Raw genomic sequence first — 25558 nt, 5'->3', positions numbered from 1 at the left:
CAGTTGTGCCGCTGGGCCACTAAAGCGATTCGTTCCGCCGCGCCCGCCAGCCGGTCAGTTCGTCGACCCGGTCGAAGGCCGCACGCTCCGCCGGCCCGCCGCAGCGCTCGACCGTCTCGGCGAAGTACGCGAGGCGGTCGAGCAGGGCGTCGGTGTCGTAGGCCGGCACGTCGAGCCGCGAGGCCGCCACCGTCGCGTCGATGACGGCGTAGAACCCGCGGTTTATCGTCGGTACCCGCCGCTCGCGCACCGTCGCCTCGCCGGGGTCGAGCGCCCAGCGGACCCACTCGGTGCCCCCTTCCTCCCCCTCGTCGAGCCGTTCGACGGTCACCTCCACCCACGCGGCCGCGCCAGCCCGAACCGGCTCGTCCGTCTCGGTCACGTCGAGGGCGGCGTCGACGAACTCCCGGGGATCGGTCGTGAACTGGACGACGCCGCCGCCACGTCGCTCGAAGTTGCCGCGGGTCCGGGTGTGCCCCCACGTGGTCGCGGTCACGGGGTCGTCCGGACCCTCGGGCGCGTGGAGGCCGAGCGCCGCCTGGTTCCAGCGGTCGTTCGGGCCCAGGGTCGCCGCGACCGACTCGGTGACGCCGGCGAGGTCGACCGGCCAGCCGTCGGGGGTCGTCACACCGGCACCCCCCGTTCGAGCGCGACGAAGGCCGCCGCAGCGGTGTGATCGGCGGTCGTCCCGGGGTTGATCCCCTCGGCACGGAACCGCTCGGCCAGCTCCTCGGCGGCGTCGAGATCGTCGCGGACGGCCGCGGCCCGCCGGCTCGCCGCCTCGGCGACGTCCCGACCGTGTTCGGTCGCCACGAGCGAGTCGGGGCGCTCGGCCAGCAGGTCGAGGAACGCGCGGGCCAGTCGGTCGGTGACCGGCCCCTCGTCGTCGAGGACGGTTTCGGCGGCCGCGAACGTCCGCTCGAAGCCGCCCGTCCACTCCGCGGCGTTGCCGTCGCGGTCCGCACTCAGGTCCATCACGTCCGCGAGCGTCAGTCCCCGCTCCCTGATCGCTGGCGCCGCGTCGGCGCCGCGGCGCACGTCGAGGGCCGCCGCGTCCGGCGGCGGGTCGTCGACCGCCACTTCGACGTGTTCGAACGCGCGGTAGAAGGAGACGGCGTCGTCGACGGTCGTGGCGTCGACGACACCCGCAACGCCGGCCGGCGAGAGGCGGTCCGTCGCGGCGGCACGGACCAGCGGGACGAGCAGGAGGAGACAGCCGAACTGCGTGTTGTCGCCGTCCTGCTGGCTCATGCCCCGGACCGCCCGTTCGAAGGCGTCGCCGAGCGGGCGGTCCGGATCGGCCGCCTCGCGGAGTCCGGGTCTGGCTCCCACGGCGCCCGCGAGGAAGTGTTCGAACCGGAGGTCGTCGTGGTCGCGGCGGCGGTCGACGTTGCCCGGCTTGGGCGTGCTCGCCACCTCCAGCAGCAAGGCGAGTTCCGCGTGATCGACCGGCGACATCCCGGGTCGAGGGTGGGACGGGCGGTCGTCGGTCATTCCCGCACCCCTCCGTCGTTGCGGGCCGGGGCCGACGGTCCCTCGGCCCGGCGGTCCCAGTCGTCGACGGCGCGGGCGACCCGTCGGAGGATCGCCGGATCGTCGCTCGGTCGGCCGACGCTGACGCCGTCGGCGCCGTAGGCGAGGTACTCCCACGCCGTCGTCCGGTCGCGGACGCCGTTGTTCGCGAGGACGAAGGCCTCGGGGGCCGCGGCCGCGACGTCGGCGACGACCGGTTCGCTGTCCATCGCGTCGACGTGGACGATATCGGCGCCCGCGTCGGCGACCCGGCGGGCCGTCGCCGGCAGGTCGACGCCGTCGACCTCGGTGCGGACCTTCACGCTCACGGTTGTGCCCGTCTCGGCCGCGGCGGCGACGTAGCGGGCGAGGCGGTCGGTATCGCGGAGCAACGCCTCGCCACAGCCGACGGCACACAGCTCCGACTGCCGGCAGTGGGCGTTGATCTCCAGAACCGCGTCGTGGCGGGCACACGTCGCGGCGGCCTCCCGGATCGGTCCGGCGGCCGTACTCCGGACGTTCAGCCCGGGGCGGATCGGCGCGTCGGCGAGGGCGGCGAGTTCGTCGTCGGCGAAGGAGAGCGGGTCGTCGGGGAGGAACTCCTCGCGGCCGCGGGCGATCAGGCCGCGGGCGGCCTCGCGGGCCTCGGAGTCGAGGGCGAGGCCGCCGAGGAGGGCGAGGTCGGCGAAGGGGGCGCCGCCCCGCGCCCACGCGGCGTCGGCGGCGCCGCTGAGGCTCGCGAGGGCGAGCATCAGGCCACCTCCGCGAGCGCCGCCGCGGCGGCGCGGACGACGCGTTCGGCGTCCGCCGGGCCGTCGATTCGGGTGTCGGTGCGGACGACCGGGCGGTCGAGGGTCGTGCCGTCGTCGGTGTCGAGGACGAACGCGTCGACGAAGGGGTAGGCGTCGGCGACCCCGGCGGTCGAGGGATCGCGCCCGACGCCGCGCATGAGGTCGTCGGCCGGCCCGGAGAACACGCGGTCCTCGATAAAGGGCGAGACGGCGACGACCGGTGTGTCCGCGAGGGCGTCCTCGACGCCCGGGAGCGCGCGGATGGGGCCGACGCTGGTGACCGGGTTCGACGGGCCGATCACGACCGGCTCGTCGAGGGCAGCACGGACCGCGGGGGTTGGGGTCGCGTCGGCGGCGCCGCGGAACTCGACGTCCTCGACGGCGGGGGCGGCCCGGCGTGCCACCCAGTACTCCTGGAAATGCATCGTGCCCGCCTCGGTGTGAACCATCGTCGCCACGGGATCGTCGCTCATCGGCAGGAGGTCGACCGTGAGGTCGAAGGCGTCCGCGAGGCGACGCGTCACCTCGGTCAGGCTGCGACCCTCGTCCAGCAGGCCGGTGCGGGTGAGGTGGACCGCCCGGTCGCGGTCGCCGATCTCCATGAACTCGGCGACGGCGGAGAAGCGCCGCCAGCGGGCGAGTCGGCGGCCGGCGGTCTGTCGGTCGGGGGGCAGATACCGCGGCCCCCGGGAGAGGTCGGCGGCGTCGGCCAGCCGGACGAGTTCGTCGTGGGTCGCGGTCGTGTCGCCCTCGATCCCCCACCAGTGGCCGCGATCGAGGACACCGCCGCCCTGGAAGAGGACGGTATCGAGGTCGGGACAGACCAGCAGACCGCCGAGTTCCACGTCGTCGCCGGTGTTGGCGACGACGGTGACCGCCTCGGGGTCGAAGGCGGCGTCCACGCCGTCGAGGAGTTTGGGCGTACCCGTCCCGCCGGCGAGAAACGTGACCATGCGCGCCGTAGCGGACGGGTGGATTTGTGCCTTTGGGGTCGGGTCGGACCCCCCGGTCGGTCACGCGCCACGCTTACGGAACCGCCGGTCGAAGGGTCACGCATGAGCGACATCGAGGTACTCCGCGACGACGTATCGCTCGACGATCCGACGCTGGTCGAGGGGTTGCCGGGGGTCGGCCTCGTGGGCAAACTCGCCACCGACCACCTCGCGGAGACGTTCGACATGGTGCACTACGCGAACGTCCACTGCGATGGACTGCCGCCGGTGGCGACCTACGAGGACGACGACCGCGAGCTGGTGACGCCGGTTCGGCTGTACGCCGACGCGGAGCGCGACCTGCTCGCCCTCCGAAGCGACGTGCCGGTCACGCCGCCGGCCGCCCTGGAGTTCGCCGAGTGTCTGTCGGCGTGGGACGACGACGGCGGGACACACGTCTACCTGAGCGGGATCGGTCGGGAGCGCGATGAGGGGACAGCGCCGGCGCTGTACGGCGTCGGCACGGCCGGCGGGAGCGAGAGTCTCGCGGCCGTGGGGATCGAATCCCCCGCGGAGTCGGGACTCGTCTCCGGCCCGACGGGCGCACTCCTGAACCACGCGGTGCGGACCGGTCGGCGAGCCGTGGGACTGATCGTGGGGTCGACGCCGAACTTCCCGGACCCGCAGGCGGCCGCGCACCTCCTCCAGGAGGGAATCGGGCCGCTGCTCGGGACGGAGGTGCCGGTCGACGAGTTGATCGACCGCGCGGCGGAGATCAGAAAGGCCAAGCGGCGGCTAGCCCGGCAGATGCAGGAGGCCGACGAGACGAGTTCGCAGGCGCGGCCGCTCGGGATGTATCAGTGAGCGCGTTCTGCAAGTCTTAAGCGACCCGAGGCGTTTCGTTCGACCATGCAAGAGGATGCGGCCGACGGAACGACGACTGACGGCGACGCTCCCGAAGTGGACGACGGCGAGTCGGCCGAGGCCGACCTCGCCGAACGCGTCGCCGAGTACGACGCCGACCTCGGTGCGGCCGTCGAGGACCTCGAAGCACGGATCGAGGCTCTCGAAGCGGACCTCGAAGCGGAACGGGACCGTGCCGACGACTTGGAGTCGCGACTGAAACGCAAGCAGGCCGACTTCCAGAACTACAAGAAGCGCACCGAGGAACAAAAGGAGGAGCTCAAAGAACGGGCGACGGAGGACTTCGTGGCCCGGCTGGTGCCGGTGCGGGACGACCTGGTCAGGGCGCTCGAACAGGACGACGACGTCGACATCCGCGACGGCGTGGAGTCGACGCTGGCGTCGCTCGACCGCGTCCTCGAGTCCGAGAACGTAACGGCCATCGAGCCGTCGGCCGGCGACGAGGTCGACCCAGTCCGCCACGAGGTGATGATGAAAGTCGAGAGCGACCACCCCGAGGGAACCATCGCAGAGGTGTTCCGTCCGGGCTACGAGATGGCGGGATCGGTCATCCAGGAGGCGCAGGTGACGGTCAGCGACGGGTCGGCGTAGCGCGGCCGGAGCGAACCCGGCGGATTGCAGTTCTACATAAATGGTGTTGGTGAAGGACGACCAGCGAGCGATAAATCGGGGGACGGGAGCGACCCGCTCTGGACGGGGAGCTCGGGCCGTCTAGTAACCTTTAACCGAACTAAACCGGTAATCAAGGACAAGATGGCGAGCAACAAGATTCTGGGAATCGACCTCGGGACCACGAACAGCGCGTTCGCGGTCATGGAGGGCGGCGATCCGGAGATCATCGTAAACGGCGAAGGCGACCGAACGACTCCCTCCGTCGTCGCGTTCACGGACGACGAGCGACTCGTCGGGAAGCCGGCGAAAAACCAGGCCGTCCAGAACCCCGAGCGCACGATCCAGTCGATCAAACGCCACATGGGCGAGGAGGACTACTCCGTCGAGATCGACGACGACGAGTACACGCCCGAACAGATCTCGGCGATGATCCTCCAGAAAATCAAGCGGGACGCCGAGGAGTACCTGGGCGACGAGGTCGAGAAGGCGGTCATCACGGTGCCGGCGTACTTCAACGACCGGCAGCGCCAGGCGACCAAAGACGCCGGCGAGATCGCCGGCTTCGAGGTCGAGCGCATCGTCAACGAGCCGACGGCGGCGTCGATGGCCTACGGCCTCGACGACGAGTCCGACCAGACGGTCCTCGTGTTCGACCTCGGGGGCGGCACCTTCGACGTGAGCGTCCTCGATCTGGGCGGCGGCGTCTACGAAGTCGTCGCGACCAACGGGGACAACGACCTCGGGGGCGACGACTGGGACGAGGCGATCATCGACCACCTCGCCGAGGAGTTCGAGAGCGACCACGGCATCGACCTCCGCGAGGACCGCCAGGCGCTCCAGCGGCTGAAGGACGCCGCCGAGGAGGCCAAAGTAGAGCTCTCCTCGCGGAAGGAGGCGGACATCAACCTCCCGTTCATCACCGCGACCGACGACGGCCCGATCCACCTCGAGACGTCGCTCACCCGCGCGAAGTTCGAGTCGCTGACGAGCGACCTGCTGGAGCGGACGGTCGAGCCGACCGAGCAGGCACTCTCCGATGCGGGCTACTCGAAAGACGACATCGACGAGGTCATCCTCGTCGGCGGATCGACGCGGATGCCGCAGGTCCAGGAGAAAGTCGAGGACCTCGTCGGCCAGGAGCCGAAGAAGAACGTCAACCCCGACGAGGCCGTCGCGCTGGGCGCGGCGATCCAGGGCGGCGTCCTCGGCGGCGAGGTCGACGACATCGTCCTGCTGGACGTGACGCCCCTGTCGCTCGGGATCGAGGTCAAGGGTGGCCTGTTCGAGCGGCTGATCGAGAAGAATACCACCATCCCGACGGAGGAGTCGAAGATCTTCACCACCGCGGCGGACAACCAGACGATGGTGCAGGTTCGGGTCTTCCAGGGTGAACGCGAGATCGCCGAGGAGAACGAACTGCTCGGCGAGTTCCAGCTGACCGGCATCCCGCCGGCGCCCGCCGGTACGCCCCAGATCGAGGTCGGCTTCAACATCGACGAGAACGGCATCGTCAACGTCGAGGCCGAGGACAAGGGCTCGGGCAACGCCGAGTCGATCACCATCGAGGGCGGCGCCGGCCTCTCCGACGAGGAGATCGAGCGCATGCAGAATGAGGCCGAGGAACACGCCGAGGAGGACCAGCAGCGCCGCGAGCGGATCGAGGCCCGCAACGACGCCGAGGGTGCGATCCAGCGCGCCGAGACGCTCCTCGAGGAGAACGAGGAGGAGATCGACGACGAGATCCGGGAGTCCGTCGAGGACGCCATCGCGGACGTCGAGGAGACCCTCGACGACGAGGACGCGACGGCCGAGGAACTGCAGGACGTGACCGAGACGCTGTCCGAGGAACTCCAGGAGATCGGCAAGCAGATGTACCAGGAGCAGGCCCAGCAGGCCCAGGCCGGCGCCGGCGGTGCCGGTGCGGGCATGGGCGGTGCGGGTGCCGGCCCCGGTGCAGGTGCGGGTGCCGGCCCCGGCGCGGGTGCCGGCCCCGGTGCCGACGACGAGTACGTCGACGCCGACTTCGAGGAGAAAGACGACGAGGACGAGGACGCGTAGTCCCCGAGCCGCGTTTTTGAAATAGGTAGGGACGGTACGAAAGGATAACTGATGACAGAGGATTTCTACGACGTGCTCGGCGTGTCCCAGGACGCCTCCGAGGAGGAGATCAAGGCGGCGTACCGGAAGAAGGCCTCCGAGTACCATCCGGACGTGAGCGACGACCCCGACGCCGAGGAGAAGTTCAAGAAGGCAAAGAAGGCAAAGGAGGTGCTCACCGACGAGGAGAAGCGACAGGCGTACGACCGGATGGGTCACGAGCGCTTCGAACAGGCCGAGAAGCGCGGCGGCTTCGACGGCGGCGGCGGGGCCGACGGCGCACGCGGCAACCCCTTCGGCGGCGCGGGTGGTGGCGGCGCCGGCGGCTTCGAGGACATCTTCGAGCAGTTCTTCGGCGGCGGCCGCGGCGGCGGCGGGGGCGGGGACCGGCCCCGACAGGGGCAGGACCTCCGCACGTCGCTCGACCTCGACCTCGAGGAGGCCTTCGAGGGCGTCGAACGCGAGTTCAGCGTCACGCGGCCGTCGCGGTGTCCGGACTGCGACGGCGAGGGCCACCCGCCCGACGCCGACGCGCGGACGTGTCCCAACTGCGACGGCCGGGGGCAGGTCACACAGGTACAACAGACGCCGTTCGGCCGGATGCAACAGACGGGGACCTGCCGGCAGTGTGGCGGCGACGGCACCCTCTACAGCGAGACGTGTGCCACCTGCGACGGCGAGGGGCAGGTTCGCGAGGAGTCGACGCTCTCGGTCGACATCCCGGCGGGGATCCGGGACGGACAGACCCTGCGGATGGAGGGCGAGGGCGCGCCGGGGCGGAACCGCGGGCCGAACGGCGACCTGCTGATCGAGGTGTCGGTCGCCGACCATCCGGACTTCGAACGCGACGGCGACGACCTGCAGTACCAGCATCCCATCTCCTTCCCGCAGGCCACTTTCGGCGACACCGTCGAGGTGCCGACCCTCGACGGCACCGTCGAGATGGACGTGCCCGCGGGCACCCAGAGCGGCGAGACGTTCCGTCTGAAGGGGAAGGGAATGCCCCGACTCCGACGGCGGGGCCGCGGCGACCTCTACGTACAGGTGCAGGTCGTGACGCCGGACGACCTGAACGAGGAGCAACGCGAGGCTCTCAAGGAGTTCGCCGAGGCCGGCGGCGAGGAGGTCGACGTGAAAGAGGGCTTCTTCGAGCGGATCAAGAGCAGTTTCTAGATGCGCGTCCTCGGGGATCTAGTCGGCCGTGACCGGCGAAGCGAACGGATCGCGTTGCGGGTCGTGACCCGCGACCGAGCGGTCAGCTACCGCGATTTCTGTACGACGGCCTGGAAGGCCGGCCACGCGCTCAGCCACCTGGGCGTCCACGAGGGGGCGCGGGTCGCACTCGCGCCCGACCCGGCACCACAGGTCGTCGAGACGCTGTTCGGTGCGGCGTCGCTCGGCGCCCCCGTCGCGTTCGACGTCGACGCCGACGCGCGGGTCGTGATGGGACACGTCGACCGGGAGGCCGAACTCGACGGCGGCGAGCGGAAGGTCTGCGTCTACGGCGGGGCGCCGGCGGCGGCGACGGCGACCCACTGGGAAGGGGTGGTCTGGAGCGAGAACCCCGCGATGCCCCCCGGCGAGCGCTCGCCGGACGACCCGGCCCTGCTCGACGGGGAGCGGGCGTGGTCACACCGCGAGCTGTTGACGCGGGCCGAGGACGTCGTCGACGCGGCGGGACTGGACGCCGGGACGGCCGTCGCGCTCCGGGCGTCGCTCGCCGACCCGCGGGCGGTGGTCGCGGGGGTGCTCGCCCCGCTGCTCGCGGGCGGAACGGTCGTCCTGCCCGGCGCCGAGGCGGCGGCACCGGTCGCGGTGAGTGACGATCCGGTTCCCGAGGAGCGTCGGATCGCTCTCGGTTCGGTGTGAGCAGCGGTACGGGGTCGAACGTCCGCGCCTTGGAGGGGTGACTCACGTCACCCGACACCACACCTTTATATCCAAAGATCATGTCGGATGCGAGTATCGATGTCAACACGACAGCGCGTACAATCGTTCGGTCGATCGATGGCGGACTGGTCGGAGAGGTGGATCCCGAGTCCGTTCCTGTTCGCGGTGATCCTGACGCTGATCGCGTACGTAGCCGCAATCGCGTTTACACCCGACGGTCCCTACCAGAACATCCAGAATTGGTACGACGGCTTCTGGACCCTGTTGACCTTCGCGATGCAGATGGTGTTGATTCTGGTCACGGGGTACGCTGTCGCCGACTCGGATTTCGTCAGTAGCTATCTGGATCGCCTCGCCGCAGTCCCGGACACGAACACCCAGGCGGCAGCCCTCGTGGCAGCCGTCGCGTTGATCTTCGGCTACTTCCACTGGGGCATCGGCCTCATCGTGGGGGCAATCTTCGCCATCTTCGTGGCACGGGCGGGCCACGAGCGGGGGAAGACGTTCCACTATCCCATCCTCTGTGCCGCGGGCTACACGAGCCAGACCATCTGGCACGTCGGCCCGTCGACGAGTGCGGGGCTGTTGTCGGCGACGGAGGATCACCCCTTCCAGGACATCATCGGCATCGTCCCGCTCAACGAGAGTGTGTTCACGATTTACGCGTTCGGCATCGCCGTCTTGGTGTTCGTGACAGTCATCCCAGTGCTGGCGTTTCTCGCACCCGACGAGGAGGACGCGACGGGTATCGAGGAGTACGCACCGGAACTCCTCCGCGGCGACGACCCCGAGGAGGCCGTCTCGGACTCGGACGACGGGGCGACGATCACGGCGAACACCCCCCGGTCCCCGGCGGACCGGCTCAACGACAGCCGGGCCGTCGCCTACCTCATCGGCATCGGGATGATGGTGTACGTCATCAACTACTTTGTCAACGCCGGCGGGATCGGCGAGGCGCTCGACCTCAACGTGTTCAACTTCACGTTCATCGCGCTGGGCCTGTTCCTGCACAAGACGCCGGCGGCGTACATGGAGACGATCCGTGACGCAACCGAGGGCGCGGCCGGGATCATCCTCCAGTTCCCCTTCTACGCCGGAATCCTGGGAATCATCAGCAACTCCGGGCTCTCGGATCTGATCGCCGAGGGACTGCTCGCTGTGGCGACGCCACAGACCTTCCCGGTGATCGCGTGGCTGCTCGGCGGATTGATGAACCTGTTCGTCCCGAGCGGCGGCGGGGAGTGGGGAATCATCGGCGGCGTCGTCGGAAGCGCGGCGGTCGAACTCGGCGTGCCGCCCGGCAAAGCCATCGTCGCCTACGGCGTCGGCGACATGTGGACGAACATGTTCCAGCCGTTCTGGGCCATCCCGCTACTGGGACTGACGCAGGTCCGTGCTCGCGACATCCTCGGGTACACCATCGTCGTCATGCTGGTGTTGTTCCCGGTGTTCGCCGTGGGGCTCTATTTCCTGCCGTACTGACGCGACGCGGCAAATCCTTTTGGTTCGCCGCTCACTACCTCGGCCCATGTACGTCCGGGACGCCAAGAACCGAGACGAGGCCTGGTTGCTCGACCACATCGAGGAGATGGCCTTGGACGACGTCGCCTTCAGGTCCCGGGATTACGTCATCGCGGTCGACGAGGAGACGAACGAGCGGGCGGGGTTCGGCCGCGTCCGCGTCCACAAGACCGACGACGGCGACTACTGCGAGTTGACGGGCGTCGGCGTCCTGCCCACGTGGCGTGATCAGGGGGTGGGAGCACACGTCGTCGAGCGCCTGGTCGAGACGGCGGCCGCCGAGGGGTTCGACACCGTCTACTCGGTGACCGACCGGCCGAACTACCTGGTCCAGTTCGGGTTCGAACCCGTCGAGTCGGACGCCCTCCCGGAGCGGATGCGCGAGCGGGTGGCCGAGAAGCGGGAGTCGGTCCAACCCGACGCCGTCGCGACGCGCCTCCGCGTCGACGCCTTCGAGATGCCCGCGCGGTTGCGGGAGGCGTTCAAGAACGCAAGTCCCCACGAGGCGGGCGCCGAGTCGTCGGAGGCCGACGCCGAGGACTTCGGTATCGACCCGGACAGTGCGACGTACAAGTACGACACCGGCCGTTAGGTCCGGTCCTCGAGGAAGTCGGTGCTGAACGCCAGCCACGCGAGAACCGTCGTAAAGAGGATGGGCGGCAGGATAGCGAAGGCCCAGAGGGGTTCGATACCCCACACCAGGAGGAGGACGACGTCCGCGAGTCCAAGCAACAGGAAGGGCGTCACAGCCAGCGCCGCGCGTCGGCGGTTCGGCGTCGACGCCTCGCCCTCGGAGAGTGCCATGGTGGGGCTCGTCGTTCCGCGAGTAAAAGTCCCTCGGGTGGGGACAACCCCTATGCGCTCCCCGCGTGTACGAACGGGGCGTGACCGACGAACTCGTCGAACGCGCCCGCGAGACCCTCGACGCCGCGTACGTCCCCTACTCCGACTACCGTGTCGGCGCGGCGCTTCGAACCGCCGACGGCACCGTGTTCACCGGCTGCAACGTCGAGAACGCCAACTACAGCAACAGCCTCCACGCCGAGGAAGTCGCCCTGGCCGAAGCGGTCAAACGTGGCCACCGAGCGTTCGACGCGCTGGCGGTCGCCTCGGGTGCCCGCGACGGCGTGACCCCCTGCGGGATGTGTCGCCAGACGCTCGCGGAGTTCTGCGACGACGACCTGCCGATCCGCTGTGACGAGGGTGGGGACGCGGTCAGCGAGTACACCCTCGGCGAACTGCTGCCCGCGACCATGGGTCCCGAAACTCTCGAATCCGCCGAACGTAGTCACGAATAACGAAATTCGAAACGTACATCGAACTATTTGCCCATATACACCCATTCCTTAAACACTATTACGTCTATGTAACACATACCAACAGCAGACTTTTATGAGACGGATGACATCGTTCTATCAAGATGGCACAAGCCAGCCGAGTCACCGATCCGTCCGAGCTATCGACCTGTCCGTCCTGTGAGAGCACCGTGTTGAACGTCCAAGGCATCCACGCCTGTTCGGCCTGTAGTTGGGTCACCGCCGAGTACCGGTAACCGGCGGTCAGGCTGCGAGTCCCCCGCCGCGGAGGTGTCCAGCCGCCGTAGCTATTTGCGCCCCGTATCCGTACGGGGTCCCATGGCAGACGACACCGACCGCCAGTACCACCTCGAAGTCGCGCCGGGAGACGTCGCCGACACGGTGTTGCTCCCCGGCGACCCCGACCGTGTCGACGTCGTGACCGACCGCTGGGACGAGGCCGAGACGGTCGCGACCCACCGGGAGTACCGCACCGCGACCGGAGCGTACGATGGCGAACCGGTCTCGGTCACCTCGACGGGCATCGGGAGCCCCTCCGCCGCCATCGCCGTCGAGGAACTCGCACGCGTCGGGGCGGAGACGTTCCTCCGGGTCGGATCCTGTGGCGCCATCCACCCCGAGATATCGGTCGGCGACCTGGTCATCACGACCGGCGCAGTGCGGGGCGAGGGGACGAGCGAGGAGTACGTCCGCCCGGACTACCCCGCCGTCGCGGACCACGCGGTCGTCTCGGCGCTGGTGGCGGCCGCCGAGCGACTCGGCTACGACTACCACTGCGGGATCTCCCTGAGTACGGACAGCTTCTACGCCGGGCAGGCCCGTCCGGGGTTCGAGGGGTTCGAGGCCCCGGGGACCGACTCGTTGCTCGACGACCTTCGGACCGCGAACGTCAAGAACATCGAGATGGAGGCGAGCGCCGTGCTGACGCTCGCGAACCTCTACGGGCTCCGTGCGGGCGCGGTGTGTACCGTCTTCGCCAACCGAACGACGGGCGAGTTCCGGACCGAGGGAGAGGGTCGGGCCGCGGAGGTGGGCAGCCTCGCGGCCGCGCTCCTCCACCGGATGGGCGAGCGACGCGAGGCGTCGGGCGCCGACGCGTGGCACGCCGACCTCTCGCTGTAGTCGGTACCGTCCGGCGACGTTCCAACATCCCTATAACGAGGGGATTCGGAGTGTCCGCCATGACCGCACAGGTCGTCGTACTCGGGTCCGGGTACGCCGGTGCCGGCGCCGTCACCAGTTTCGAGGAAGCGGCGGACGACAGCGCCGAACTCACCTGGATCTCCGAGCACGACTATCATCTCGTCCTTCACGAGGCCCACCGCGTCGTTCGGGACACGAACGTCGCCCCCAAGATATCGATCCCCGTCGACGAGATCAAACCCCCCGAGACGACGTTCACACAGGGCCGCGTCACGGGTATCGACGTCGACGAACGGGAGATCCACCTCCGCGACGGCAAGTCGGTCCCCTACGACTACCTGCTCGTCGCACTGGGGAGTCGCACCGCCTTCTACGGCATCGAGGGACTCGAAGAACACGCCCACACGCTCAAGAGCCTCGACGACGCCCGGGAGATCCACCGCGACCTGGCCGGCGCGGCCGGGGAGGCCACGCGCTCCGACCCCGCACAGGTCGTCGTCGGCGGTGCCGGGCTCTCCGGTATCCAGACGGCCGGCGAAGTCGCCGCCTACCGGGACGACCACCGCGCGCCCGTCGACGTGACCCTCGTCGAGGGACTGGACGAGGTCTTCCCCGGCAACGATCCCGAACTCCAAGGGGCGCTCCGCAAGCGACTGGAGGCCGCCGGGGTCGACATCATGACCGGCGAGTTCGTCTCGAAGGTCGACGCCGACACCATCTACGTCGGCGGCGGCGAGGACGAGGACCCGACCGAACTCGACTACGACGTCTTCGTCTGGACCGGCGGGATCACGGGACAGGCCGAACTCGAAGACGCGGCCGTCGACAAGGACGACCGGAGCAATCGGGTGTACGCCGACCGCGACTTCCGGACGAGCGACGACCGGGTGTTCGCCATCGGCGACACGGCGCTGATCGAACAGGGACCGGAGGAGTTCGCGCCGCCGACCGCACAGGCCGCCTGGCAGGCCGCCGAAGTCGCCGGCGAGAACCTCGCCCGCGCCGTCGAGGGACGGTCGCTCGAGACCTGGACCTACGACGACAAGGGGACGCTCATCTCCGTGGGCGACGAGGCGGTCGCCCACGGGGTCGACCCGCTCCCGATCGATACGTTCGGCGGCGTCGGCGCCGAACTGCTGAAGAAAGCGGTCGCCGCACGCTGGATCGCGGACGTCTCCTCGCTCGGCCGGGCCATCGACGCCTGGTCGGACATGTAACGGGGCCGAGAGCGATGGCGAGGTAGCGGATATCGCGGACGGGTGCTCAGTGCTCGGGCTGTTCCGCGGGCGCCCGCATGTCGTCGATCCGCAGGATCAGGATGTTGTCGGTGTCGTCCTTGCCGTCGACCGTCCCGTCGACGACGAGTTTCGAGAGCGGCGTGGGGCCGACGCGCACCTTGTCGCCCTCGTGGAACTCCCGGACCGAACCCTGGACGTGGATCTCGGCCCGACATAGGTCGGGGTGGTGGACCGACGAGAGGTCGATCTCGCCCACGTTCGCCGTGTCGACGGGTTCGCCGTTGTGGAGCAGGGGCACGGCGGCCGGTTCGTCCATCTGATCCACGTCGAGTGCCTCGTAGGCGTTGGCCGTCGGCTTGTACCCGCCTTTCGGCCCCGGTACGCCCTCGACGAGTTGGAGCGCTTTGAGACTCTGCATCTGGTTGCGGATTGTGCCCGGATTCCGGTCGACCTCGTCGGCGATGTCCTCCCCCTTCACCGCGTCCTCAGTCTCGCGATGGAGGTTGATGAGGGCGGTCAGGATCGTCTTCTGACTCGAGGTCAGTTCGATTGATGACATGCCATGGGGTTTGTGACTAGCGTTATTAAATTCGATGGATGTGAGGAAACGACGTCCGAGTTCGCCACCTCGTCGTGACGAAAGCGATACAGCTTTGCATCTATCGGGATTCCTCTTCCCTCATGAGAGGGAAACGAGTCCTCGTGACGGGCGGCGCGGGATTCATCGGTTCGAACCTGGCGAACCATCTCGCCGCCGACAACGATGTCGTCGCGCTCGACGACTGCCACCTCGGGACGCCCGAGAACCTCGACGGCGTCGACGCCGAGGGCAACGCCGACGGCCCCGTCGAGTTCGTCGACGGGAGCGTCCTCGACGACGACCTACCGACCGACGTGGACGTCGTCTTCCACCTCGCGGCCTACTCCTCCTATACGATGGTCGAGGAGAACAAACGCGAGGCCACGCGCGTCAACGTCGAGGGCTTCGTCAACACGGTCGAACAGGCCCGCGAGGACGGCTGTGACACCGTCGTCTACGCCACCACCTCCTCCATCTACGGCTCCCGGACCGAACCCTCGCCCGAGGAGATGGACGTCGAGGCGCGCACCTGCTACGAGGCGTCGAAGCTCGCCCGCGAGCGCTACGGCGAGTACTTCGGCAACCACTACGACATGACACTCGCCGGCCTGCGCTTTTTCTCGGTCTACCAGGGCTACGGCGGCGCCGAGGAACACAAAGGCGAGTACGCGAACACGGTGGCGCAGTTCGCCGACGCCATCGCCGACGGCGAGTCGCCCGTCCTCTTCGGCGACGGCACGCAGACCCGTGACTTCACCCACGTCGACGACGTGGTCCGAGCCATCGAACTCGTCGCCGACCACGAACTCGACGGGGTCTACAACGTCGGCACCGGCGAGAGCTACACGTTCAACACGATGGTCGGGATGATCAACGACGAACTCGGCACCGACGTCGACCCCGAGTACGTCGAGAACCCGCTGCCTGTCTACGTCCACGACACGCTGGCCGACGCCACGAAACTCCGCGAGGCCACCGGCTGGGAGCCCGAAGTGGGCTTCGAGGAGGGCGTCGCTCGCGTGTGTGCACCGTACAAGGACTGACGCCGACCGCATTTTCACGCGATCAGCCACTGCGACGACCACGGCGGGCGGGGCGAACCCGCGGTGGCGTTCGCCGCGAGCACGTCGGGCGAGCGTCGGCCGTCGCGTGTGGGGTCAGGCGTCGTCGAGTTCGCCCTCACCCGTCCGCTCGGCGGGGATCACGGCCACCGAGGCGACGGCGTCGCCGGCGTCCAGATCCATCACGATGACGCCCATCGTGTTGCGTCCGACCGTCGAGACGTCCTCGACGGGCGTTCGGATGATCTGTCCGTCCTCGCTCATCACCACGAGGTCGTCGCCGGGGCCGACGGCGTCGATGGCACAGGCCGGGCCGTTGCGCTCGTTGGTCTTGATGTCGATCAGCCCCTTGCCGTAGCGGGACTGCTGTCGGTAGGCGTCGACCGGCGAGCGCTTGCCGTAGCCGTTGTCGGTCACCGACAGCACCCAGTCGTGGTCCGTGGGGTCGACGGCGGCCAGGCCGACGACGTGATCCGAGCCCTCGAGTTTGATGCCGCCGACGCCGCGGGCGTCGCGTCCCATGGGTCGGACCTCGTTCTCGTCGAACCGGATGCTCATGCCGCCGCCGGTGGCGACGATCAGGTCGTGGTCGCCGTCGGTCAACTCGACGTCCACGAGGGCGTCACCCTCGGCGAGGCGGATGGCCCGGATGCCGGTCGAGAGGATGTTGCCGAACTCGTCGACTGCGGTGCGTTTCACGCGACCGTCGCGGGTCGCCATGGTGAGATAGCGCTCCGCGTCGTCCTCCAGGCTCTCGCAGTCGACGACCGCTTCGATCTCCTCGCCGTCGTCGAGGTCGAGCAGGTTCACCGCCGACTTGCCGCGGGCCGTGCGGCCCATCTCGGGCACCTGGTAGGTCTTCAGCTTGTACACCTGCCCCCGGTTGGTGAAACAGAGCAGGTAGTCGTGGGTGTTCGCGAGGAAGACCGAGGAGACGCGGTCGCCCTCCTTGAGGTCCGCGCCGATGATCCCCTTGCCGCCGCGGTGCTGGGGGTCGAACGCCGACAGCGACATCCGCTTGATGTAGTCGTCCTCGCTGACGACGACGAGAGTGTCCTCCTGGGGAATGAGGTCCTCGTCGGTTACCTCGCCGTCGTCCTCGATGATCCGGGTGCGGCGCTCGTCGGCGTAGTCGGCTTTGATCTCCCGGAGTTCGTCCTCGATGACGCCGAGGAGTTCGGACTCGTTGTCCAGGATCTCCTCCAGTCGGTCGATCCGCGCTTGCACCTCCGCGTACTCCTCCTCGATGGCGGCCGTCTCCATCGAGGTGAGGCTGCCGAGTTGCATGGCGACGATGTGATCGACCTGGTCGTCCGAGAAGTCGAAGGCGGCTTTCAGCGCCGCCTTCGCGGCGTCGCGGTCCGCGGCGTCCTGGATGAGTTCGACCACCTCGTCGGCGTTCTCAAGAGCCGTTAGTCGCCCGTCGAGGATGTGAGCGCGGTCCTCGGCCTCGGCGAGGTCGTACTCGCTGCGCCGGCGGACGACCTCGCGCCGGTGATCGAGGTAGACCTCCAGGGTCTCCTTGAGGTCGAGCACCCTCGGCTGACCGTCCACCAGCGCGAGGTTGATGACGCCGAAGGTCGTTTCGAGGTGGGATTCGAGCAGCTGGTTTTTCACCACGTCCGGGTTCGCCCCGCGCTTGAGTTCGATCACGATGCGGATGCCGTCGCGGTCGGACTCGTCGCGCAGGTCGCGCACGCCGTCGAGTTTCCCCTCGTTGACGTCGTCGGCGATGCGCTCGATCAGGCGCGCCTTGTTCGCCTGGTAGGGGAGTTCCGTGACGACGATGCGGTCCTCGTCGGCCTCCATCTCCGCCCGGACCCGGAGGCGACCCCGGCCCGTCTTGTACGCCTTGTAGATGGCGTTGCGGCCGACGATGTTCGCGCCGGTCGGGAAGTCGGGCGCGACGACGTGTTCCATCAGGTCCTCGACGGTGCAGTCCGGGTTCTCGATGAGGTGGATCGTCGCGTCGATCACCTCGCCGAGGTTGTGCGGCGGCACGTTCGTCGACATGCCGACCGCGATGCCCGAGGAGCCGTTGACCAGCAGGTTGGGGAAGGCCGCGGGCAACACGTCGGGCTCCTGTTTCCGCCCGTCGTAGTTCGTCGAGAAGTCGACGGTGTCCTTCCCGATGTCCGCGAGCAACTCCTCGGCGATGGGTGACATCCGGGCCTCGGTGTAGCGCATGGCCGCCGGCGGGTCGCCGTCGACGGAGCCGAAGTTGCCCTGGCCGTCGACCAACGGCGCGCGCATCGAGAAGCCCTGGGCCATCCGCGCCAACGCGTCGTAGATGGCTGAGTCGCCGTGGGGGTGGAAGTCGCCCATCGTCTCGCCGACGACGGAGGACGACTTCCGGTGGGAGGCCCGGGAGGTGACGCCCGCCTCGTGCATGGCATAGAGGATGCGTCGGTGGACGGGTTTGAGGCCGTCGCGGGCGTCGGGGAGCGCCCGTCCCGCGATGACCGACATCGCGTAGTCGATGTAGGACTGCTCCATCTCCTGTTCGATCCGGGCCGTCTCGACCCGGCGGGCCGGCGCCGCCGAGTCCTCGGGGATGTCCGAGCTCATATGTCCACCCACTCCGCGTCGCTCGCGTTCTCCTTGATGAACTGTTTTCGCGGTTCGACCGCGTCGCCCATCAGGATCGAGAACATGCGGTCGGCCGCCGCCGCGTCCTCGACGGAGATGCGCTTCAGGATCCGGTTTTCGGGGTTCATCGTCGTCTCCCAGAGCTGATCGGGGTTCATCTCGCCCAGGCCCTTGAACCGCTGAACCTGGTCGGCCTCGCCGTTACATTTCTCCTCGACGATCCGGTCGCGCTCGGCCTCGCTCATCGCGTCGTAGGTCTCGCCGCGATACCTGACGCGGTAGAGCGGGGGTTGGGCGGCGTAGACGTAACCGCGTTCCAGCAGGGGCTTCATGTGACGGTAGAGCAGCGTGAGCAGCAGGGTGCGGATGTGGGCGCCGTCGACGTCGGCGTCGGTGTTGTGTGCACAGAGCCCACCCATTCCAGCGACGAAGTTCTCGTCGTGCTCGACCGAGAAGTCGTAGACGTACTCCCCGGTCGGGTCGACGCGTTCGACGCGTCGGACCGACAGCGCAACCAGATCGTCGGAGATCTCGTGGTACCGGCGGGTGCCCTCGTTGTCGCTACCGTGCTCGACTTTCGGTCGCAGTCGATTCCCGTCGCGGTGGTGTTTCCAGACGTCGTCGATCTCCGCGAGGTCGGAGCGTGCGGCGACCGTGATCGTGTGCCGATCCGCGTTCGTTCCGTATCCGCCGATCTCGTCCGCCGGCGTCACCGAGTGAGACGCCACGACGCCCTGCGCGGAGAGGAGGTACATGATCCCGCTGGCGAGATCGCGCGAACAGGTCGTCCACGAGAGCTTCGTCTCCGAGACGGACCCGTCGCCGTGGAGGTAACCCCGCAGGAACGCGCGCTGGAGCGGCCTCGGCACGTCGAAGACGAGATCCGGCACGGTCTTCGATGCGGCCGTCTCGCCAGTGCAGCCGAACACCCGCTCCCAGACGAGCGCGGCGACGCGGTTGACGAGTTTCACTTCGTCGACGCGACCGTCGGCCTCGCTGTGCTTGGCTCGAATCCCGAAGACGTGTTCGAACGCATCGCGGTATCTCTCTACAAGCTCGCGGTTGTTCGGCCCCATCGCGAGTCGAATCCCGTTGCGGGGGGAACTGGACCCGTCGGCGGCATAGAAGCCGAGCAGTTCGAGGAGCGTCTCGTCGACCTGCACGTATCTATCGACGGCTTCGTCGGCGTAGTGTTCGGGGGTGAGCGTCACTTCGGCGTCCTCGGGAATGTGTTCGAGGTCGTCCTCGGTTAGTTCGCTGACGCGAACGTACTCCGTGACGCGATTCGCAGGTGACCCCTCGTACTGCTCGTTCCACCGCTGGTCGAGCAGGGAGTCCACGACCGACACCTGCTCCATCACTGCGGCGGGGGAGACGCCGATGGCCTCACAGTATGCTTGGAAGTTCGAGACGGTCGGCCGCGACTGGCCCCGTTCCCACTCCGAAACCGTGATCGGTTGCGCGACGCCGACTGCGTCGCAGACGTCCCGCTGTGTCAGTTCGGCATCCGTCCGCTGGGCGCGTAGCGTCTCCCGAACCGACGCCGGGGCGTCGACGCGTGGCTCGGCACGAGCCACGACGCCTCCGTCCGCGGCGTACTCCTCGCGCACCCTGTGTTCGAGCAACTCTTCGATCCCGTCCCCGCGCGCGTAAATCTCCGAATCGAACGCGTCGCCACGCTCGACGAGTTCGGCAAGCAGGTCGATCCGCTCGCCGTCTCGATCCCCGTGTAGCGGGACGGATCGTGGCGCGACGACCCGATCTCCGGGGGCGATCTCGTCGCCTGCTGCGAGTTCGATCTCTCCATCCCGGTGAACGAACACGCTGTGGGAGGCAGTCACCCGCAGGTTCCGCCCGTAGTCCGTCTCGATTCTGTACAGCGGTTCGTCGATCTCGTGCCGGATGACCTGATCGATGGGGCGGAACTTCGTGGTCTCGTCGTCGCGACCGAAACAAAGCACTTCGTACTCCTCGTATCCCTCGCCGTCCGCCTCGATGACCTCGTCAACGAACGATCCGATCTCGACGAATCGTGTCCGACCGTCGCCGTCCCGGACGAATCCGTGTTCGGAGCCGTCGACACTCATCAGAATGATCCGCTCGTAGCGGGCCTCCTCGATGTCGAACTCCTCGCCGATGCTGGTGCCGATGGCGGTGATGAGCGCCCGGATCTCGTCGTTCTCGAGGATGCGGTCCAACCGGTGTTTCTCGACGTTCAGGATCTTCCCCTTGAGCGGGAGGATGGCCTGGAACTCCCGGTCACGGCCCTGTTTGGCGCTCCCGCCCGCGCTGTCGCCCTCGACGACGAACAGCTCCGACTCGCCGGGATCCTTCGACTGACAGTCGGCGAGCTTGCCGGGGAGCGCCGTCGACTCCAGGGCGCTCTTGCGGCGGGTCAGCTCCTCGGCCTTCTTCGCAGCCTGGCGGGCCTTCGCCGCCTCGACGGCCTTGCCGACGATGGCTCGCGCCGTGTCGGGATGCTCCTCGAAGAAGGTGCCGAGATGTTGGTGGACGGCGCTCTCGACGATGCCGCGCACCTCGCTGTTGCCGAGTTTGGTCTTGGTCTGGCCCTCGAACTGCGGGTCGGGGTGTTTCACCGAGATGACGGCGGTCAGGCCCTCGCGGACGTCTTCACCCTTGAGGGTACCGTCGAGATCACCCAGGAGGCCGTTGTCCGTCGCGTAGTCGTTGACGACGCGCGTAAGCGCCGTTTTGAATCCGGTCAGATGGGTGCCGCCCTCGCGGGTGTTGATGTTGTTGGCGAAAGCGTGGATCGACCCCTGGAGTTCGTCGGTGGCTTGGAGCGCCACCTCGACGGAGATGTCCTGTTCCTCGTCGTCGAAGTAGACGACCTCGTCGTGGAGGGCAGTCTTGGTCTCGTTGAGATATTCGACGAACTCCCGGATGCCACCCTCGTAGCGGAAGGTGACGGACTCGCCGTCCCGCTCGTCGGCGAGACCGATCTCCACTCCGGAGTTGAGGAAGGCGAGTTCTCGGAGGCGCGTCGTGAGCGTCTCGAAGGAGAAGTCGCTGGTCTCGAAGATGTCGTCGTCGGGCCAGAACCGGACCGTCGTCCCCGTCTCCTCGTCGGGGTCGAGGTCACGGACCCGCTCGAAGGCCCCCTCGGCGGGTTCGCCGCGCTCGAACCGGTGGGTCCAGACGGCCCCGTCGCGTCTGATCATGACCTCCAGTTCCGCGGAGAGGGCGTTGACGACGCTGACCCCGACGCCGTGGAGGCCGCCGGAGACCTGGTAGGACTTGTTGTCGAACTTGCCGCCGGCGTGGAGGACGGTCATGATGACCTCCACGGCGGGCCGGTCGTACTCCGCGTGGGTGTCGACCGGGATGCCGCGCCCGTTGTCGGAGACGCTCACGGAGTCGTCCTCGTGGACGGTCACGTCGATAGCGTCGCAGTGACCCGCCAGCGCCTCGTCGATGGCGTTGTCGACGACTTCGTAGACGAGATGGTGGAGGCCGCGCGAGTCCGTCGATCCGATGTACATCGCCGGCCGCTTCCGGACGGCCTGGAGACCCTCCAGGACCTGTATCTGTCCGGCTCCGTACGCTTGTTCGTCAGCCATAGAATCTACACGGGCTAGACGGTCACAGCCCTTAAACGCTCGCACGCGTGCGCGCGACCACAATTGCGATTACTCCAAAACGAAGATCCGGTTTCGATTCGACAACCTGAGTTCGGCGTTCGCCGGCAGCCCGGCCGCGAACCGTCGCGTTCGCCGGCAGAGCCGAGTCGAGCGCGCTCGGGCGCGCACGTGGACGGATCACTTTCACCCCGCTGGCGGTGGCCTTTTAAACGTCGTCCGGGTAGGGAGGCTCACGGATGACATCGTTCCAGTCGACGCTCGGCGAGGAAGGGGGGATCGCCGAGGAGTTGGCCGAGAACCAGCGGGCCATCTCCATCGCCGAATTCTTCGAGAAGAACAAGCACATGCTCGGGTTCGACTCCGGGGCCCGAGGGCTGGTGACCGCCGTCAAGGAGGCGGTGGACAACGCCCTCGACGCCACGGAGGAGGCCGGCATCGCCCCCGACATCTACGTCGAGATCACCGAGGTCGACGACTACTACCGACTCGTCGTCGAGGACAACGGTCCCGGGATCACGAAAGAGCAGATCCCGCGGGTGTTCGGCAAACTACTGTACGGCTCCCGGTTTCACGCTCGAGAGCAGTCACGCGGCCAGCAGGGAATCGGTATCTCCGCCGCCGTCCTCTACTCACAGCTCACCTCCGGCAAGCCCGCGAAGATCACCAGCCGAACCAAGGGGAGCGCCGACGCCCAGTATTTCGAACTCGTCATCGACACCGACGACAACGAACCCGAGATCCGAAACGAGCGCACCACGTCGTGGGACCGGCCCCACGGGACCCGGATCGAGTTGGAGATGGAGGCGAACATGCGCGCCCGGTCGCAGCTGCACGACTACATCAAACACACCGCAGTCGTCAACCCACACGCCCGGGTGGAACTCCGGGAACCGGGCCTCGACGAGCCGCTGAAGTTCGAGCGCGGCACCGACCAGTTGCCCGCCGAGACGGAGGAGATCCGCCCCCATCCCCACGGCGTCGAACTCGGGACGCTCCTGAAGATGCTCGACGCGACGGAGTCGTACTCGGTCTCGGGCTTCCTCCAGGGCGAGTTCACCCGCGTCGGCGGCAAGACGTCGACGAAGGTGTGTGATCGCTTCCGGGACCGGCACTTCGGCCGCGAGATGGCGTGGGCGACGCCGAATCCACACGACGAGGCCGATATCGAGGACGCCCTGATCGACGCCGTCGCCAACAAGAGCGCCGACGCGACCGACTGGTTCGCCACCCGCGTCGCGGAGACGGTCGGCGACCGGGAGCGGATCGCTCACCACGACCTCGTCGAAATCGTGGGGAACCTCGCCGACGCGACCGAGGCGGAGTTCGACGAGACGTTCGGCGAGACGGTCCGGGAGAACGCCGTCGACGCGGCCTGGGCCGAGTGTACCCGGACCGATCTCCTGACCGCGACGCTGTACGAGCGGATCGACGACGCGACCAGCACCCGGAAGGACGACGCCGCGATCCAGGGGCTGGCCGAACGGCTCGCGGACAAGTTCGCCGGGGCCGACGACCCGCGCCACCGGGCGACCCGCGACGAACTCGCGGCGTACGTCGACCGCTCGGCCGACCGGGTCGAAGAGGCCACCGGGGCCACCTTCGGCGACACCGCCCGCGAGAACGTCGTCGAGGCCTGCTGGTCGGTGATGTCCACGGTTCCGGACGACCTTCCGAAGGTGAAGACCATCGCCGACGACCGGGACACCGCCTCCGAGTTGCTGGAGGCGATGCGCGAGACGGACATCCTCGCGCCCCCGACGGGCTGTCTCTCGCCGATCACGGCCGAACTCGTCGAGGCCGGCCTGCGCAAGGAGTTCGACGCCGACTTCTACGCGGCGGCGACCCGCGACGCCGAGGTCCACGGCGGCGACCCATTCATCGTCGAGGCGGGCATCGCCTACGGCGGCGACTTGGAGAGCGACGGCTCGGCCGACGTGATGCGCTTTGCCAACCGCGTGCCCCTCGTCTACCAGCGCGGGGCGTGTGCCGTCACCGACGTCGTCAAGGGGATCGGCTGGCGGAACTACGGGCTCGATCAGCCGGGGGGTCGCGGCCTCCCCTCCGGCCCCGCGGTGGTGATGGTCCACGTCGCGTCGACGAACGTCCCCTTCACCAGCGAGTCGAAGGACGCGGTGGCGAACGTCCCGGAGATCGAGGACGAGATCGAACTCGCCATCCGCGAGGCCGCACGGGAGCTGAAGTCCTACCTCAACCGCCGGCGGTCACTGGAGAAGCGCCGGCGCAAACAGGAGGTGCTGGGACGCATCCTGCCCGAGATGGCGGACAAGCTGGCGTCGGTGACGGGCCGCGATCGGCCGAACATCGACGGCGCGCTCGGCCGCATCATGAACAACGTCCTCGTCGAGCGGACGGTCGAGGACGGGACGGTCACGCTCGCGGTGCGGAACCACTCCGAGCGCGCCGAGGACCTCGACGTGACGGACATCGTCGACCGGGAGCCGACCGCGGTGAGCGACGGGGCGTCGGTGGTCGACCTCGACGACGAGTGGTTCGTACAGTGGTCCCCGTCGGTGTCGGCGGGTGAGACGGCCCGGCTCACCTACGAGGTGAGCGACGGCGACGGGGCGACCTTCGACGTGGACGTCGAGGGCGTCGAGAGCGAGAAGCTCACGGTGGACACATGAGTTCTCAGGACGAACGCGCACGACGGCAGTTGATCGACCTCGCGGCGGAGTTCTACGACCAGTTCGACCGGGGGGAGGTGCCCGAGATGACCCTCCCGACGCGGACCAAGAGCAACATCGAATACGACGAGGACAGCGGGGTGTGGGTCTACGGCGACCGCACCTCGACGCGCTCGGCCAACTCGGTGCGGGGGGCCCGGAAGCTCCTGAAGGCCACCTACACCATCGACTTCCTCGCCCGTCAACTGGAGGAGGGCCGTTCCTCGACACTGCGTGAACTCTACTACCTCTCGGAGTCGTGGGACTCCGACGAGGCCGCCTTCTCCGATCAGGACGAGTCCAACCAGTTGATCGAGGACCTCGAAATCGTCTCCGACGTCACCCGCGAGGACTTCCACATGCGCCCCGAGGAGTCGGGTGCGACGCTGATGGGACCGCTGGAGTTGCGCGAGCAGACCCGTCGCGGCGAGCGCGAGATCCACTGTCAGAAGGACGTCGGCGAGGGCGGGTATCAGATCCCCAACAACCCCGACACCATCGACTTCCTGGATCACGACATCGAGTTCATCCTCTGTGTCGAGACCGGCGGCATGCGCGACCGCCTCGTCGAGAACGGCTTCGACACCGATCACGACGCCCTGATCGTCCACCTGAAGGGACAGCCGGCGCGGGCGACCCGGCGGATTACCAAGCGGCTCCACGACGAACTGGACTTGCCAGTGGTGGTCTTCACCGACGGCGACCCCTGGTCGTACCGCATCTACGGCTCCGTCGCCTACGGCTCCATCAAGAGCGCCCACCTCTCGGAGTACCTCGCGACGCCCGAGGCGGAGTTCGTCGGCATCCAACCCGAGGACATCGTCGAGTACGACCTGCCGACCGATCCCCTCGCCGACTCCGACGTGAACGCCCTGGAGTCGGAACTCGACGACCCACGGTTCACCACCGACTACTGGAGGGAACAGATCGAACTGCAACTCGACATCGGGAAGAAGGCCGAACAGCAGGCGCTCGCCTCGCGCGGGCTCGATTTCGTCACCGACGAGTACCTGCCCGACCGACTGGATCAGATGGGAATCTTATAGCTCAAACTACACTTATTCCC

The 25558-nt window shown here is 68.1% G+C and carries 22 protein-coding genes; 14 read left to right on the top strand and 8 right to left on the bottom strand.

All coding sequences use genetic code 11. The features are described from left to right. Window positions 1-19: 19 nt before the first annotated feature. Genes EI982_RS01640 through cofD form a run of 4 tightly spaced genes read right to left on the bottom strand, consistent with a single transcriptional unit; the run spans window position 20 to window position 3256 of the window. On the bottom strand, window positions 20-628 hold the full coding sequence (locus tag EI982_RS01640; RefSeq protein ID WP_157687836.1) for a DUF447 domain-containing protein: 609 nt from the start codon (window positions 626-628) through the stop codon (window positions 20-22). Further along, window positions 625-1494, bottom strand: coding sequence for a triphosphoribosyl-dephospho-CoA synthase (locus EI982_RS01635; protein WP_157687835.1), 870 nt, complete (start codon window positions 1492-1494; stop codon window positions 625-627). Before EI982_RS01635 ends, EI982_RS01640 begins: the two co-directional genes overlap by 4 nt. Continuing rightward, entirely contained in the window at window positions 1491-2264 is a 774-nt protein-coding gene (locus EI982_RS01630; protein WP_157687834.1) for a tRNA-dihydrouridine synthase, read from the bottom strand. The genes EI982_RS01635 and EI982_RS01630 overlap by 4 nt, the downstream gene beginning before the upstream one ends. After that, a complete protein-coding gene (gene cofD / locus EI982_RS01625; RefSeq protein WP_157687833.1) occupies window positions 2264-3256 on the bottom strand; it encodes a 2-phospho-L-lactate transferase in 993 nt (330 codons plus the stop codon). Before cofD ends, EI982_RS01630 begins: the two co-directional genes overlap by 1 nt. 102 nt (window positions 3257-3358) lie before the next feature. Between cofD and EI982_RS01620 the strand changes: the two genes are divergently transcribed. The 7 genes from EI982_RS01620 to EI982_RS01590 all read left to right on the top strand — a co-directional run bounded on the left by EI982_RS01620 (window position 3359) and on the right by EI982_RS01590 (window position 10871). Next, entirely contained in the window at window positions 3359-4099 is a 741-nt protein-coding gene (locus EI982_RS01620) for a proteasome assembly chaperone family protein (RefSeq protein ID WP_157687832.1), read from the top strand. A 45-nt stretch (window positions 4100-4144) separates the two neighbouring features. Further along, the gene (gene grpE / locus EI982_RS01615; RefSeq protein WP_157687831.1) at window positions 4145-4750 is read left to right on the top strand and encodes a nucleotide exchange factor GrpE; all 606 of its coding nucleotides are present in this window, start codon (window positions 4145-4147) and stop codon (window positions 4748-4750) included. Between the two features lie 162 nt (window positions 4751-4912). Continuing rightward, window positions 4913-6829: a molecular chaperone DnaK gene (dnaK, locus tag EI982_RS01610; protein WP_157687830.1), complete on the top strand. Its 1917-nt coding sequence runs from the start codon at window positions 4913-4915 to the stop codon at window positions 6827-6829. Between the two features lie 51 nt (window positions 6830-6880). After that, entirely contained in the window at window positions 6881-8041 is a 1161-nt protein-coding gene (gene dnaJ / locus EI982_RS01605) for a molecular chaperone DnaJ (RefSeq protein WP_157687829.1), read from the top strand. After that, window positions 8042-8737, top strand: coding sequence for an AMP-binding protein (locus tag EI982_RS01600; protein ID WP_157687828.1), 696 nt, complete (start codon window positions 8042-8044; stop codon window positions 8735-8737). It abuts the gene before it with no gap. Window positions 8738-8875: 138 nt separating this feature from the next. Next, window positions 8876-10240: a short-chain fatty acid transporter gene (locus EI982_RS01595; protein ID WP_233255264.1), complete on the top strand. Its 1365-nt coding sequence runs from the start codon at window positions 8876-8878 to the stop codon at window positions 10238-10240. A gap of 46 nt (window positions 10241-10286) precedes the next feature. Then, entirely contained in the window at window positions 10287-10871 is a 585-nt protein-coding gene (locus EI982_RS01590; protein WP_157687826.1) for a GNAT family N-acetyltransferase, read from the top strand. Here EI982_RS01590 and EI982_RS01585 read toward each other — a convergent pair. After that, entirely contained in the window at window positions 10868-11083 is a 216-nt protein-coding gene (locus EI982_RS01585; protein WP_157687825.1) for a DUF8142 family protein, read from the bottom strand. The genes EI982_RS01590 and EI982_RS01585 overlap by 4 nt on opposite strands. 80 nt (window positions 11084-11163) lie before the next feature. On the opposite strand from EI982_RS01585, the gene cdd reads away from it, so the two are divergent. From cdd to EI982_RS01570, 4 genes are all read left to right on the top strand, one after another. Beyond that, window positions 11164-11577: a cytidine deaminase gene (gene cdd / locus EI982_RS01580; RefSeq protein WP_157687824.1), complete on the top strand. Its 414-nt coding sequence runs from the start codon at window positions 11164-11166 to the stop codon at window positions 11575-11577. 122 nt (window positions 11578-11699) lie between these two features. Next, a complete protein-coding gene (locus tag EI982_RS18885; protein ID WP_257627319.1) occupies window positions 11700-11831 on the top strand; it encodes a hypothetical protein in 132 nt (43 codons plus the stop codon). 82 nt (window positions 11832-11913) lie between these two features. Further along, on the top strand, window positions 11914-12717 hold the full coding sequence (locus EI982_RS01575; protein WP_157687823.1) for a nucleoside phosphorylase: 804 nt from the start codon (window positions 11914-11916) through the stop codon (window positions 12715-12717). Window positions 12718-12776: 59 nt separating this feature from the next. Beyond that, complete coding sequence (locus tag EI982_RS01570) at window positions 12777-13955, top strand: NAD(P)/FAD-dependent oxidoreductase (RefSeq protein ID WP_157687822.1); 1179 nt, start codon at window positions 12777-12779, stop codon at window positions 13953-13955. 46 nt (window positions 13956-14001) lie between these two features. Here the strand turns inward: EI982_RS01570 and EI982_RS01565 are convergent, their stop codons facing one another. Beyond that, window positions 14002-14535 carry an Rrf2 family transcriptional regulator gene (locus EI982_RS01565; RefSeq protein WP_157687821.1) on the bottom strand — a complete coding sequence of 178 codons (534 nt, stop codon included), beginning with the start codon at window positions 14533-14535 and terminating at the stop codon, window positions 14002-14004. Window positions 14536-14657: 122 nt separating this feature from the next. On the opposite strand from EI982_RS01565, the gene EI982_RS01560 reads away from it, so the two are divergent. Continuing rightward, a complete protein-coding gene (locus tag EI982_RS01560) occupies window positions 14658-15599 on the top strand; it encodes an NAD-dependent epimerase/dehydratase family protein (RefSeq protein WP_157687820.1) in 942 nt (313 codons plus the stop codon). Window positions 15600-15713: 114 nt separating this feature from the next. Here EI982_RS01560 and gyrA read toward each other — a convergent pair whose 3' ends face one another. Next, window positions 15714-18185, bottom strand: a complete 2472-nt coding sequence (gyrA, locus tag EI982_RS01555; RefSeq protein ID WP_157687819.1) for a DNA gyrase subunit A — start codon at window positions 18183-18185, stop codon at window positions 15714-15716. Beyond that, on the bottom strand, window positions 18182-21787 hold the full coding sequence (locus EI982_RS19080; protein WP_157687818.1) for a DNA gyrase subunit B: 3606 nt from the start codon (window positions 21785-21787) through the stop codon (window positions 18182-18184). The genes gyrA and EI982_RS19080 overlap by 4 nt, the downstream gene beginning before the upstream one ends. A 257-nt stretch (window positions 21788-22044) precedes the next feature. Here EI982_RS19080 and EI982_RS01545 point away from each other — a divergent pair, with 257 nt between their 5' ends. Together EI982_RS01545 and EI982_RS01540 are read left to right on the top strand one after the other, a co-directional pair. Continuing rightward, on the top strand, window positions 22045-24453 hold the full coding sequence (locus tag EI982_RS01545) for a DNA topoisomerase VI subunit B (protein ID WP_157687817.1): 2409 nt from the start codon (window positions 22045-22047) through the stop codon (window positions 24451-24453). Beyond that, the gene (locus tag EI982_RS01540; RefSeq protein ID WP_157687816.1) at window positions 24450-25538 is read left to right on the top strand and encodes a DNA topoisomerase IV subunit A; all 1089 of its coding nucleotides are present in this window, start codon (window positions 24450-24452) and stop codon (window positions 25536-25538) included. The genes EI982_RS01545 and EI982_RS01540 overlap by 4 nt, the downstream gene beginning before the upstream one ends. The last annotated feature ends 20 nt before the right edge of the window (window positions 25539-25558 follow it).

The organism is Haloplanus salinarum (assembly GCF_009762275.1).
Taxonomy (GTDB): domain Archaea; phylum Halobacteriota; class Halobacteria; order Halobacteriales; family Haloferacaceae; genus Haloplanus; species Haloplanus salinarum.
The sequence above is the reverse complement of the archived record's forward strand: the minus strand, read 5'-3'. Positions and strand labels throughout refer to the sequence as shown.